General features: G+C 53.7%; 9 protein-coding genes and 1 riboswitch. Of the genes, 4 read left to right on the top strand and 5 right to left on the bottom strand.

Annotation, left to right across the window (positions count from 1 at the left end):
• Positions 1-67 precede the first annotated feature (67 nt).
• Positions 68-1,693 (bottom strand): ABC-F family ATP-binding cassette domain-containing protein, encoded by a 1,626-nt coding sequence (locus tag MKZ24_RS09170; RefSeq protein ID WP_039309280.1) that lies wholly within the window; start codon positions 1,691-1,693, stop codon positions 68-70.
• A gap of 266 nt (positions 1,694-1,959) precedes the next feature.
• The gene (locus MKZ24_RS09165) at positions 1,960-2,958 is read right to left on the bottom strand and encodes an MBL fold metallo-hydrolase (RefSeq protein WP_042239725.1); all 999 of its coding nucleotides are present in this window, start codon (positions 2,956-2,958) and stop codon (positions 1,960-1,962) included.
• Between the two features lie 452 nt (positions 2,959-3,410).
• Here MKZ24_RS09165 and MKZ24_RS09160 point away from each other — a divergent pair, with 452 nt between their 5' ends.
• Together MKZ24_RS09160 and MKZ24_RS09155 are read left to right on the top strand one after the other, a co-directional pair.
• A complete protein-coding gene (locus tag MKZ24_RS09160; protein ID WP_042239726.1) occupies positions 3,411-4,544 on the top strand; it encodes a conserved virulence factor C family protein in 1,134 nt (377 codons plus the stop codon).
• A 97-nt stretch (positions 4,545-4,641) separates the two neighbouring features.
• A riboswitch (Lysine riboswitch) is annotated at positions 4,642-4,858 on the top strand.
• 154 nt (positions 4,859-5,012) lie between these two features.
• The gene (locus tag MKZ24_RS09155) at positions 5,013-6,500 is read left to right on the top strand and encodes an amino acid permease (protein ID WP_340782302.1); all 1,488 of its coding nucleotides are present in this window, start codon (positions 5,013-5,015) and stop codon (positions 6,498-6,500) included.
• A 483-nt stretch (positions 6,501-6,983) separates the two neighbouring features.
• Here MKZ24_RS09155 and MKZ24_RS09150 read toward each other — a convergent pair whose 3' ends face one another.
• Positions 6,984-7,634 (bottom strand): nitroreductase family protein, encoded by a 651-nt coding sequence (locus tag MKZ24_RS09150; protein ID WP_340782297.1) that lies wholly within the window; start codon positions 7,632-7,634, stop codon positions 6,984-6,986.
• A 99-nt stretch (positions 7,635-7,733) separates the two neighbouring features.
• On the opposite strand from MKZ24_RS09150, the gene MKZ24_RS09145 reads away from it, so the two are divergent.
• On the top strand, positions 7,734-8,102 hold the full coding sequence (locus MKZ24_RS09145) for a helix-turn-helix domain-containing protein (protein WP_042239735.1): 369 nt from the start codon (positions 7,734-7,736) through the stop codon (positions 8,100-8,102).
• A gap of 154 nt (positions 8,103-8,256) precedes the next feature.
• Positions 8,257-8,574, top strand: a complete 318-nt coding sequence (locus tag MKZ24_RS09140; protein WP_042239737.1) for a DUF3889 domain-containing protein — start codon at positions 8,257-8,259, stop codon at positions 8,572-8,574.
• A 27-nt stretch (positions 8,575-8,601) separates the two neighbouring features.
• Here the strand turns inward: MKZ24_RS09140 and MKZ24_RS09135 are convergent, their stop codons facing one another.
• Both MKZ24_RS09135 and MKZ24_RS09130 read right to left on the bottom strand, forming a co-directional pair.
• Positions 8,602-9,741: a transglutaminase domain-containing protein gene (locus tag MKZ24_RS09135; protein ID WP_340782293.1), complete on the bottom strand. Its 1,140-nt coding sequence runs from the start codon at positions 9,739-9,741 to the stop codon at positions 8,602-8,604.
• 428 nt (positions 9,742-10,169) lie between these two features.
• Positions 10,170-12,548 (bottom strand): glycoside hydrolase family 95 protein, encoded by a 2,379-nt coding sequence (locus MKZ24_RS09130; RefSeq protein WP_340782290.1) that lies wholly within the window; start codon positions 12,546-12,548, stop codon positions 10,170-10,172.
• Between the last annotated feature and the right edge of the window lie 85 nt (positions 12,549-12,633).

Below are 12,633 nucleotides of genomic sequence, written 5' to 3'. Positions count from 1 at the left end.
CCCTTCCGGGACGACGCAGCCGTTTTCGTATGAACTCATTACCGTTCATCCTACCACTATCTAGTTCTTAAGCCTCTACAGGATACATGCGTGCACGCATTTCCTTAATTTCCGGATTCTCCAGATATTCATCATAGCTCATCGAGCGGTCGATGACACCAGCCGGTGTAATTTCAATAATGCGGTTGGCGATTGTCTGGATAAACTGATGGTCATGGGAAGTGAACAGGATAGTGCCGTCAAAGTCGATCAGGCCGTTATTGAGCGCTGTGATCGATTCCAGATCCAAGTGGTTGGTTGGCTCATCGAACACGAGCACATTCGCCCCGTTCAGCATCATCTTGGCCAGCATGCAGCGGACCTTCTCGCCCCCGGACAGTACGCTCGCCTTCTTCAGCGCTTCTTCACCGGCAAATAGCATCCGGCCCAGGAATCCGCGCAGGAAAGTTTCATCCTGATCCTTGGAATACTGACGCAGCCATTCTACCAGATTCATGTTCACACCGTCGAAATAACTCGAGTTATCCTTAGGGAAATAAGCCTGGGTTGTTGTAACGCCCCAGGTATATTCACCGGCATCCGCTTCCTTCTCGCCCATTAGGACATCGAACAGCAGTGATTTCGGCTGGGAGTATGGACCTACAAAAGCAATTTTATCGCCCTTGTTCACGACAAAGCTGACTTCATCCAGCAGCTGCTCACCGTCAACCGACTTGCTCAGTCCGCTGACCGTAAGCAGCTGTTTGCCGGCTTCACGTTCAGGCTTGAAGTTCAGGAACGGATATTTACGGTTGGAGGGACGGATATCGTCCAGTGTAATCTTCTCCAGCTGCTTCTTACGGGAAGTAGCCTGTTTCGATTTGGAAGCATTAGCCGAGAAGCGCTGGATAAAAGCTTGCAGCTCCTTCATCTTGTCTTCCTTCTTCTTGTTCGAGTCGCGCTGCAGGGCCTGGGCCAGTTGGCTGGACTCGTACCAGAAGTCATAGTTGCCGACGTACATCTGGATTTTGCCGAAATCGATATCTGCAATATGCGTGCAGACCTTGTTCAGGAAGTGACGGTCATGGGATACCACGATAACGGTGCCTTCGTAGTCCATAAGGAAGTTCTCCAGCCAGCCGATGGATTCAAGATCCAAATGGTTGGTAGGCTCATCGAGCAGCAGGTTGTTCGGACGTCCGAACAGGGCTTGCGCCAGGAGTACCCGGACCTTTTCGTTGCCGCTGAGTTCGGCCATTTTCTTGTCATGCATTTCGCGCATAATACCAAGTCCGATCAGCATCGCAGCAGCATCCGGCTCTGCATCCCAGCCGTTCAGTTCAGCGAATTCGCCTTCCAGCTCACCGGCGCGAAGTCCGTCAGCTTCCGTGAAGTCGCTCTTGGCATACAGGGAATCCTTCTCCTTCATGATCTCATAAAGGCGGGTATGGCCCATAATTACCGTTTCCAGTACCAGGAATTCGTCATACTCGAAATGGTTCTGTTTCAGTATAGCCAGACGTTCACCGGGTGTAATATGCACATCGCCGATGTTGGCTTCGATCTCTCCGGACAGGATCTTTAGAAAGGTCGATTTGCCGGCGCCGTTCGCGCCAATCAGACCATAGCAGTTGCCGGGTGTGAATTTTATGTTTACGTCCTCAAATAGTGCGCGTTTTCCGTAGCGGAGTGTTACGCCGCTTGTGCTAATCATTAAGCATTACCATCCTTTTCACTTAGGGTTCCGGCTCATTATAGCATAAAATCAAGGCAAATGGCCCGTAATTGTAGCCCTTTAAGGGGCATCTTTGCCCTTTTCCAGGCAAATATCTTATCAAGTGGAAACAACTTTGCCGTCCTTTTAAGGAAGGCACCGTTTCAGCGAGAAATAGAAGAATAAGTTATTGTGTGAAACATATAATTTCTTATATTTTTAAGTAGAAGGGTTATGCGGGCCTCCTACCGGTCAGCCGCCGGCAGTTATTGTCCGGGCGGGCGCTCTTCGGGATGCACTACCAGTGTTTCCCCATAACCTAATGTACGGATACGTTCCTCGCTGATCCCTTGTGCAACACGTGCCAGCTCCATTCGGTCCAGCGCTTCGCGCGCGGTGTCATCAGCCAGCCGGAACGTCCCGAAATGCATCGGAATCATGATCTCTGCCCCTACATCCAGAAATGCCTGCACAGCCTCCTCGGGATTCACATGCTGGGAGTTCATGAACCACTCCGGCTCATAGGCCCCGATGGGCATCAGTGCGACATGCAGCTTAAAGCGGCTGCCAATCTCCTTGAAGCCCGGGAAGAAGCCGCTGTCTCCGGCAAAATACAGATTCGGCGGAAGCTTGCGCTGCCCCTTGCCCTCATCACCCTCCGGATGCTTCCGCGGGTCCGCCGGCTGCAGCACATAACCGCCCCAATGCGAAGAATTCGTATCAAACGGTGTCCGCCGGGTCCAGTGCTGGGTCGGGACAAAGGTCAGCTTGACGGCACCGAGCGTAAGCTCCTGCCACCACTGCATCTCCAGGCAGTCCGTGAATCCTTTGCGGAGCATTTTGCGCTTGAGTCCTTCCGGGACCACAAGGGTCGTCGTACCTGCCCGGTACAATTTGCGGATGGAAGCGATGTGCAGATGATCATAATGCGAATGGGAAATCAGAATAAGGTCTATCGGCGGCATATCGCCAAGGGGTATGCCCGGCTGCCCGATCCGCTTCTCAAACCCCAGTCTGCGCGCCCAGATCGGGTCCGTAATGATATTAAGCCCTTCATATTGCAGAAAAAAAGTGGAGTGCCCGATCCACGTAATCGTTGTTTCCAGCCGGTTCCCGGCCAGATAACTCAGCTGCGGCGGATGATTCGGCACCTTATAGGTGTAATCCTTCTTCTTCCTGCGGCGTTCCTCGCGCCATTGACGGAATTCCTTAAGCGTTTTATCGGTACTTACATTATCGATGTTGTTGTAGCGTATTTTAGCCATGGTTGAAACCACTCCTTATAACCGCTCTGCCGGATCTCTCTGGTGCGGCAAATCAGATACTCTTAACTATAGGGTTCCACAGAGCTATTTGCAAAATCACAGAGGTGTGCAGGTGTGCGTACATGAGTGTACCGATGTGTAATGCCACCCCTTACAAATGTTACCCATTTGGCCCAAACGGAAACGTCAGTGTGAAATAGAGGAGTAACAAATCTGCCGCTGACAGCGGTTCTGAATCAGGAAATCTGGAGGCAACAGCGGCCACAAGTCCAAATGTACACCGCAGTAATGACTGGGCTGGAAGTTATTAACTTATGTATATCTTATCTATTCTAATATTTTAAATTTTAGCGGGTTTAGACCTATGCCCTTTTGTGTTCCACCGCTGAAATGATGTAAAATGCGGGTAAAGCGCACGGTGCTTATGCCACTTATCAAAGAGGAGCTGACGTATGAAGATTACCTTTATTGAACCGACTCCGAGTCCAAATACGATGAAGCTTCACCTGGACGAAACCCTTACACCCGGCATCCGCCGGACCTACACGCCGGAAAGCCGGCGCTCTGCCCCTTCCTGGGCGCAGGATATGCTGGAAATTCCGGGCGTCACCAGTATCTATCACGCTGCCGATTTCGCCGCCCTGGAACGCAAGGGCAGTGCTGATTGGGCCGCTATTCTCCGCGAGGTCCAGAACCGCTTCGGCGCGGATGGCCTCGCCGCCGATTTCAGCCTGGAGGATGAGAACGCCGGCGCCCATTTCGGGGAAGCCCAGGTGTTCGTGCAGATGTTCCGCGCGATCCCGATTCAGATCCGCGTCAAGACCGGCGCGAAGGAGGAGCGCATCGCGTTGTCGAGCCGATTCACGCAGGCGGTGACCGATGTGGCCAGCGCCGTGCTGATCAAGGAGCGCAAGCTCACCGATTACGGCGTACGCTACGGCGAGCCGCCGGACATTGCGCGCGAGGTCGAGCAGGAGCTGGAGGCGGCGTATCCGCAGGAACGCCTCGACTCCCTCGTGCAGCAGGCGATCGCGCACGGGGCTGCCGGCGAGTTCGTCGAGCAGCGGCACAAGAAGGAGCAGGCCGAGCTGCTGCGAGACCTGCATGATGAGGACTGGCGCGTACGCTACGCCGCGCTGGAGGATCTGGCGCCGAGCGAGCAGCTCCTGCCGGAGCTGCGCACGGCGCTGCATGACCCCAAGCTGCATATCCGCAGATTGGCGGTCGTGTACCTTGGCGACATCCGCACGCCAGGGGCGATGGAGCTGCTCTATGAGGCGATGCAGGACAGCGCCCCCGCCGTCCGGCGCACCGCCGGCGACACGCTGTCCGACATCGGCGACCCGGCAGCGACGCCGGTGATGACGGCGTCGCTGAGTGACGCCAGCAAGCTGGTGCGCTGGCGGGCGGCACGCTTCCTGTATGAGGTAGGGACAGCCGAAGCCCAGGAGGCGCTGACGGTTGCAGCCGATGATCCTGAATTCGAGGTAGGGCTGCAGGCTAAGATGGCGCTGGAGCGGATTCTGTCCGGCGAAGAGGCCGCGGGCACCGTCTGGCAGCAGATGTCGGAGCGCCGGCGGACCTGACGTCAACCTGCCGTATTTTGTCATTGCCTGCGAGGCAAAGTTGCATTATACTGATTCCTGTTGTTCATATCGTTACAAGATAGCCTCATCATACCTAGGATGAGGTAGAGGTCGCGGATATAAAGAGTACGCGCGTGGAGATGCCTAAGAGCCATCTACGATACGCGCCGAAAGGAATATCCGCCGAAATCCGGGCTGCTGCTCTTAGTTTAGCAGCACGGATTGGGGCCGTCAGCCGAAAGGCGCGGAACTGTCACCGTGTACATGCCTGCCAGGAAACTGCAGGAATTGCACCGTGTTGCGCTATCTTAACAGGGAGTATGATGCGGAGCCTATAATCAGGAAACCGCAGCGTCCGTCTGCGGTTTTTTTGTGTGCATAACGCTAAGCTGAAGACACAGGGCCAAGCAGGCTGCAGCAACTCCCCGCTGTGAACCGAACCAACAACTTAAAGGGAGTGTCCTATTCATGCAAGCGAAGCAAGAGAAGCAGCCGGCTGCACAGGCGGGTAACGCCAGTACTCCGGGCCTGCGCAAAACATTCAAAGCAAGACATCTGACCATGATCGCCCTGGGCGGTTCCATCGGAACCGGGCTGTTCTTGGCCAGCGGCGGTGCGATCGCCTCCTCCGGTCCGGGCGGAGCACTGCTTGCCTATACCGCAGTCGGCATTATGGTCTATTTCCTGATGACCAGCCTCGGTGAGCTGGCTACCTATTTGCCGGATTCCGGTTCTTTCAGCACGTACGGAACCCGGTTTGTCAGCCCCGCCTTCGGCTTCGCCATCGGCTGGAACTTCTGGTACAACTGGGCGGTAACGATAGCAGCGGAACTATCGGCTGCTACCGTCATTATTAAATACTGGTTCCCGGACAGCCCTTCCATGCTCTGGAGCCTGTTGTTCCTGCTGATCATGTTCGGCCTGAACTTCCTCTCCTCGCGCGGTTATGGCGAGTCGGAATATTGGTTTGCCATCATTAAGATCATCACCGTCATTGTCTTCCTCGTTGTCGGTGTCCTTATGATCTTCGGTATTATGGGCGGTAAAGCGGTGGGATTCAGCAACTTCCAGCTGGGAGGCAGCTCGTTCCATGGCGGCTTCTTCGCCTTCGTCGGCGTCTTCATGGCCGCCGGATTCTCCTTCCAGGGGACAGAGCTGGTCGGGGTCGCTGCGGGAGAGAGTGAGAATCCCCGCAAGAATGTACCGGTGGCCATCCGCCAGGTATTCTGGCGCATCCTTATCTTCTATATTTTCGCCATTCTCGTAATCGGTCTGCTCATTCCTTATACCAATCCCGATCTGCTCCGCGGCGGGATCGATGATATCGGTGTCAGCCCGTTCACGATCGTCTTTAACAAAGCCGGACTGGCAATTGCGGCTTCCGTAATGAACGCCGTCATCCTCAGCTCCGTGCTGTCTGCCGGTAATTCCGGGATGTACGCCTCTACACGTGTCCTGTACGCCATGGCGAAGGACGGCATGGCTCCTCGTGCCCTTGGCAAGCTGAACCGCAGAGGCGTGCCTGTAGGCGCACTGCTCGTGACCACAGCTGTCGGCATGCTGGCCTTCCTCGCCTCCTTCTTCGGAGACGGCGCGGTTTACAACTGGCTGCTGAACGCCTCCGGGATGTGCGGCTTCATCAACTGGCTCGGGATCGCCGTCTGTCATTACCGCTTCCGCCGCGCCTTCGTCAAGCAGGGGCATTCGCTGGATGAACTGCCTTACCGGGCGAAATGGTTCCCGTTTGGTCCGCTGTTTGCCTTCGCCCTCTGCATGGTGGCCGTATTCGGCCAGAACATGGGCGCCTTCACCGGATCCAAGATCGACTGGTACGGCATTCTGGTCTCTTATGTCAGCGTACCTCTGTTCCTCCTGATCTGGCTGGGCTACGGCTGGTTCCGCAAGAGCAGCATTGTCCCGCTGGACAAATGTGATCTGAGCACTCACGCAGAGTAACTCTTTGCAGGTCATATATTCAAGCGCCAAGCCTATATACAACAATTGGAAACGGCTACGCCGTCCTTTAAAGGACGGCGTATTTCAGCGAGAAATAGAAGGTTAAGTTAACATGTGAGCCATATAATTTCTTATATTTTGAACAAAATCACCTTACGGGTGAAGCAAGCTGAGGGCTTGTGCGGCTTATGCGACCTGTCTCGCATCCGGGGAAATCAAGGGCACTAATGCTCCTCATTCCCTCCTTTGGCCAACGTGTGGCAGAATTGGTGGGATTTATCCCTTTGGTTTCTTCATACCGCCGACTTTCGGCGGAATTAGTGGGATTTATCCCTTTTAATTTTCACCAGACTACTTCTAGCGGATTCAGTACAAAGACCGGTTTCGGCCACATTATCGTGGCCTGAACCGGTCTTTTTTTGCGTCAGTAGATTAAGTTTAAGTATGCTTTTGTACTAAAGAACGTCCCCTTGGAGCTGTTGATTATGCCCAGGTTGTGATTGTCTCAACCGGCAGGCGGTAGGAAGGGTAACCTTCTTTGGCTGCTTTCCCTATCGAGATCAGCATGACCGGCTGGAACCGGTCTTTGTCCAGGCCAAAAGCTTCAGCAATCTTGTCCTTCTCATAACCGGCCATCGGGTTGGTGTCATATCCATGGGCCCGGGCAACAAGCATCAGCTGCATCGAAATAAGCCCCGAGTCAATCAGATTCACATCACGCAGCTCGGATGCAGATATTCCCGCATAATAAGGCTTCACTTGTTGCAGCTGTATATCCTTGACGTCGCTCGGCATGTAACCAAGCTCCACCGATTTTCCGAAAATCTCGTCTATATATTCAACATTCTTTGCATCGTAAAATACCGCAATAACTGCCGAGGAAGTCAGAGCTTGCGTCTGGTTGAAGGAGGCCAGCGGTGCAAGTTTTTCTTTGCCTTCCGCGCTGTCAATAACAAGGAAACGCCATGGCTGCATGTTAATGGCAGACGGTGCACGGGAGGCTTTCGCCAGAATCTCGGTCATTTCCTCCCGGCTGATTTTCACTTCAGGATCATAGGCCTTCACGGAACGGCGCTCCAGAACGATTTCATTGAAATCGTTGGTTGTATGGTATTTCCCGGTCATTGTACTCATGTTGATTTCTCTCCTTTATTTATAGGTTTATCTTCACTACAAGAATTCTAAACTATGAAGTATACTTTATAGCAAGAGGGAAAAACGGGGGGATTTAACATGAAGATTAGTGAAGTCGCAAAAATTGTTGACCTGCCTATATCAACCATCCGGTACTATGAGAAAATGGGCATTATCACGGATGAATATATCCTCAGGGAAGAGAACAATTACCGGAATTATGATGTAGAGATCATTCGTCACTTGGGTGTTGTGAAAAATTGTTTAGCTGTCGGTTTTTCAATTAATGATATCAGATCCATGATCTCTAAAAATGGAATCTCCAAAGAAGAACAAACACGTATTATCAAAGCTAAAATAGCAGATATTGAAGCTGCCAAAAAAAACCTTGAGGATTCCAAGCAATCTCTTTATGACCTTCTTGAACAGGATATAACGTGCGAGGACGGGTTCGGAAAGTACTCTTGAGCGCTTCCGGCGTTTATCCGGAATTACAACAAGCAGGGATGTCCCGCAGCCTATCGGCGCGGCAGACATCCCTGTTTGTTTGCTGTCCTGATGTAATTTTTATTTTGGGGGCAAGCTAACACATATTCACAATCTATAATCTAAGGAGACAGCCATGAAAAAAATTTGGATCACCGCTCTGCTGGCGCTTCTCTTCACCCTTAACAGCCCGGTGAGTTCAGCCGCTCCTGAGTATGCTAAATGGGGTATCGTAGCTGTGAAAGCAGCGCAGCAGAAATACAATGCCGAGGTTATTGATTATAAGCATGTAGGCCGTACTCAAATAAAGCCAACGCTTGCGGAGGAGAAATTCAAGCTGTGGATCCGGAGCAAAGACGGCCGGGAATTCGGCATATTCGTTATGGTCCGCTTTGACCCGTCAGACGATCAGCTTCAAACCATTCTTTTCTCGGAGACGGATCAATGGAGATAAAGCTATACTGTATCCCTTTCAGTACTCTTATTTCCAAGTCACATACACCTTAAGGTCCCCTGTATTCTCAAAAGGTGAACTGTTGAATGCCAGATTATCCAGCCCTATTTCATAGAGGACCTGCAGGTCCTGCCTCAGCAGCTTCTCACTGCCCCGGTATCGGAATAGCAGTGAGAACTGGCCTGAATCCGCCGCCTGCTGCGCAAGCTTTTTCAAGTCTGCCGCCGAAGCGATCACTTGATCCTCCTCATACAGCCTGTAATCCAGAACCTCCTGCAGCTTCTTGTATCCGTCTGTCCCCTGTCCGCCCCGGCTGACCAGCTGTGACAGTGTCTGGGCATAACCGGTTGAAGCAGCCGGATACGTCTTGGTCCAGCTGTGGTCACGGCGCATCTGGGCATCCGTTCTCATGTAATACACCGTACTGATCCCGCCCTCCGGACTAGGCTCCGGATCATCCCAGGTCGTATCGAGATGATACCAGAGTCCATCCAGCTGCACGAGATTCCAGGCATGCGACTGGGCAACGCCCCCCTCGGGCCTCGCCGTACCCTCCACAATTCTATTCGGGATACCCGCTCCCAGCAGCAGCTTATAGGTCAGCAGGGAATACCCCTGACATACCGCACTGCCCGTCTGAAGTCCTTCATACGCCGTATATTTACGGTATGAATTATCATATTGCAAATGCAGCACCACCCAGTCGTGGATGACTTTGACTTTCTGATGGCTGCTCATCCCCGGTGTAATTAATTCCTGCAGAACAGCCTTCACCTGCTTGTTAACATATGCTGTCTGCTGCAGCGTCTCCCGGTACTCCACCTGAACCGTCACATTGGCAGAGCGTGTGCTCCCCCGGTAAGAAAACGCATAGCTGTCAATAATATAATAGAGGTACGGATCGCTCCCCATCGCCTGATCGATGGCCGTCTGCACCTGGCTCTTCAGCTTATTGGTCTTGCCCTGATAAGTGAAGGTAATTGTCTCCCTGCGGTTGCTCATCGCCCCGGTCAGCTTCTGTGTCATCTCATTGACAGAATGCAGCACCACAGAATCAGCAGCAGCATAGGCATGCTCATACCCCCAGTATGTTGCGGGAGGGATAGCAGCAAAAACCAGCATGCCGCAAATCACGGTCTTCATCAGCGATATACGTCTCTTCCCCATAGCCTTCAAGTGCCTCCTGCAATCTATATAATGGATGATTAGCCGTTTACTCTATAGTAAATGCCGGAAATCCCCTGTATACAACTCCAACCCCCGAAACCTTTGAACCTGAACCTGAGATACCTGCTATATTCCTTATTATCGGCCCGGCACACCCGGCGCATAAGTACCCGCCCCATAAATATTATCATGACAAGCACTGGTGGGCGGGTGAGTGGGCGGGTGAGTGGGTGGGGGGCTGGCGGCGGAGTGTGCCGGGGCAGGCAGAATGCTCAGGAGGTATGCGGGCGTGAAAATGGATCATTAAAAAGCCGCTGCCTCCCGGTCCATCTCCGGGAAGCAGCGGCTTCGTCTGCACTTATCTATGAATTGTATCCGGCGGCAAAAGCCTACACTTAAGCGTTCGCGTCACGTTCACTGCTTACAGCCTAGATCGTCACAAGATATGTCACGCCTGCCTTAACCTCAATGGCGGTATCTACTATCTGCGCGCTGCCGTCAGGAAGCAGCAGCTTCAGCGATTGCGCATAGCTGAGACGCAGCCTCCCATCGTACTTCGCTGTGATCCGGGCGGATATCAGCATTCCATCCTGCCAGTCCATGTCAACCACATAGCCGCCGCGTGCCTTCAGGCCGCTAATCCGGCCGTTCTTCCAGGCTCCGGGCAGCGCCGGAAGCAGCGCAAGGTCACCCAGATGACTCTGCAGCAGCATTTCCGCAATCCCCGCGGCAGCGCCGAAATTACCGTCAATCTGAAACGGCGGATGCGCGTCGAACAGATTCGGATAGACCGAACGGGTTAACAGCGTACGGACAAAGCCATAAGCCGACTCGCCGTCCTCCAGCCGGGCATACAGATTAATCAGCCAGGCGCAGCTCCAGCCGGTGTGACCGCCGCCGGAAGCGATCCGCTTCTGAAGCGATATACGGCTCGCCTCCAGCAGCTCCGGTGTATCCCGTTTGTTGATCCGGTTGCCCGGATAGAGACTGTATAAGTGCGACACATGACGGTGTCCCGGCTCGGATTCAGTGAAGTCATAGATCCACTCCTGCAACCGCCCGTCCTCAGCAATCTTCAGCGGTGACAGACGGGAGAGCGTCTTCTCCAATTCAGCCTGGAACTCCGGGTCCACGCCGAGAATCCGTGCAGCCTGCAGGCAGTGCTGCATTAATTCATTGATCAGGCTCATATCCATAGCCGAGCCCATGGATATGCTGCTGGCTCTGCCGTCTTCTGTTACAAAACGGTTCTCCGGTGAAGTAGACGGGCTAGTCACCAGTTGGCCGTCCGGCCCTTCCACCAGCCAGTCCAGGCAGAATAGCGCCGCTCCCTTCATCAACGGATATGCCGTCGTCTCCAGATAAACGGCATCCGGCGTAAATTCGTAATGCTCCCACAGGTGGCGGGATAACCAGACGCCGCCCATTGGCCAGAAGGCCCAGCTAGCATCTCCGCCGGAAGGGTTAGATGCTTTCCACAAATCGACATTGTGATGCGCTACCCACCCGCGTGCCCCGTAATGAATGGCAGCCGTTCTGGCCCCTGTCTCACTGAGCTCCTTGATCAGCTCAATTAACGGCTCATGAAATTCACTGAGATTACAGACCTCTGCCAGCCAGTAATTCATCTGCGTATTAATATTGGTCGTATAATTGCTGTTCCATGGCGGCTGTACATGATTATTCCAGATGCCCTGCAGATTGGCGGCCTGCGTTCCGGCCCGCGAGCTGCCCATCAGCAGATAGCGGCCATATTGGAACAGCAGCGCCTCCAGTGCCGGGTCCTCCTGGCCGTTCTTATAGGCGGCCAGACGTTCATCGGTCGGCAGGTTGTCCGCTTCATGACCGCCCAGATCCAGATCCATGCGGCGGAATACCGCCTGATGATCTGCTGTATGCCGTCTCCGCAGCTCCTCATAGGACTTGTCCGCAGCAGCGGTCAGCCTGCTTGCACACACCTCCGCAGGGCTTACAATAACTGCGGCCCCCTTCGCCGCTCCGGCTTTCTTATGGCTTGCTCTGGAACGCACCTCTTCATAATCTGTGCCGGCCGCAAGCAGCAGCAGTACACGATCAGCGCCGGATATGACAAGCCTGCCATCCGAATGCCGGATGCTTCCCCCGGTTACCTGCACCTGCAAGTGCAGCTCGAAGGCAATTCCGAGACCATCCTCATAGCGAACCGCCACCGGATGATCCTGATGATAATTGTCGGAAATATGCGACGGGGAGCGGCCTTGGAGCACCAGCTCTTGCGCGCCTCCCGGGCTGACCGTATGCTTCAGCTGGCTGCTGAGAGCAAGCTCAAGATGAAGTCCGCCCGGCTGCTCACTTGTGAGGTGAACGACACCTACCTTGTCCGGAGCACTGATAAAGACTTCCCGGGTAAATGCCCCCTGCTCATTCTGATACCTCACCTTGGCAATCCCGCTGTCCAGATCCAGTTCACGTTCATATGACGTGCAGTTCTCTACGCCAGCCTGCTCCAGCAGCAGATCACCCAGCGGCATATACGCCTGGGCATTCACTCCAAGCATATGCGCGTTGACCATATCCTCAGCTTCACCATATTTGCCGGAGGATACCAGCTCCCGTACCTTCTTCAGATACCGCAGGGCTTCATAGTTGTTCGTATCCCGCGGAAATCCCGACCACAGGGTATCTTCATTCCACTGGATCTGTTCTTTGGAGGTTCCGCCAAACACCATGGCGCCCAAGTTCCCGTTCCCGAGCGGCAGCGCTTCTTCCCAGACTGCCGCCGGCTGGCCGTACTTTAATTTCCACGGGTGATGCCTGTTGTTATCCATTCTATTCTCGCCCTCCGTCATAGTATCTGAGTACGGCAAAAGGCCCTGACCTAAGTCGGGCCTTCGCTGTATGGAATGACCTACA

Origin of the sequence: Paenibacillus sp. FSL R7-0297, assembly GCF_038009025.1 — a bacterium.
Lineage (GTDB): Bacteria > Bacillota > Bacilli > Paenibacillales > Paenibacillaceae > Paenibacillus_AQ.
This window is presented reverse-complemented; position numbering and strand designations above follow the sequence as displayed.

What these genes read in the sequence shown, in the direction of transcription:
- MKZ24_RS09160 (WP_042239726.1), top strand. Translation starts at nt 3,411, where the DNA reads ATGAAGATTACCTTTATTGAACCGACTCCGAGTCCAAATACGATGAAG.
- MKZ24_RS09145 (WP_042239735.1), top strand. Translation starts at nt 7,734, where the DNA reads ATGAAGATTAGTGAAGTCGCAAAAATTGTTGACCTGCCTATATCAACC.
- MKZ24_RS09170 (WP_039309280.1), bottom strand. Translation starts at nt 1,693, where the DNA reads ATGATTAGCACAAGCGGCGTAACACTCCGCTACGGAAAACGCGCACTA.
- MKZ24_RS09165 (WP_042239725.1), bottom strand. Translation starts at nt 2,958, where the DNA reads ATGGCTAAAATACGCTACAACAACATCGATAATGTAAGTACCGATAAA.
- MKZ24_RS09150 (WP_340782297.1), bottom strand. Translation starts at nt 7,634, where the DNA reads ATGAGTACAATGACCGGGAAATACCATACAACCAACGATTTCAATGAA.
- MKZ24_RS09155 (WP_340782302.1), top strand. Translation starts at nt 5,013, where the DNA reads ATGCAAGCGAAGCAAGAGAAGCAGCCGGCTGCACAGGCGGGTAACGCC.
- MKZ24_RS09130 (WP_340782290.1), bottom strand. Translation starts at nt 12,548, where the DNA reads ATGGATAACAACAGGCATCACCCGTGGAAATTAAAGTACGGCCAGCCG.
- MKZ24_RS09135 (WP_340782293.1), bottom strand. Translation starts at nt 9,741, where the DNA reads ATGGGGAAGAGACGTATATCGCTGATGAAGACCGTGATTTGCGGCATG.
- MKZ24_RS09140 (WP_042239737.1), top strand. Translation starts at nt 8,257, where the DNA reads ATGAAAAAAATTTGGATCACCGCTCTGCTGGCGCTTCTCTTCACCCTT.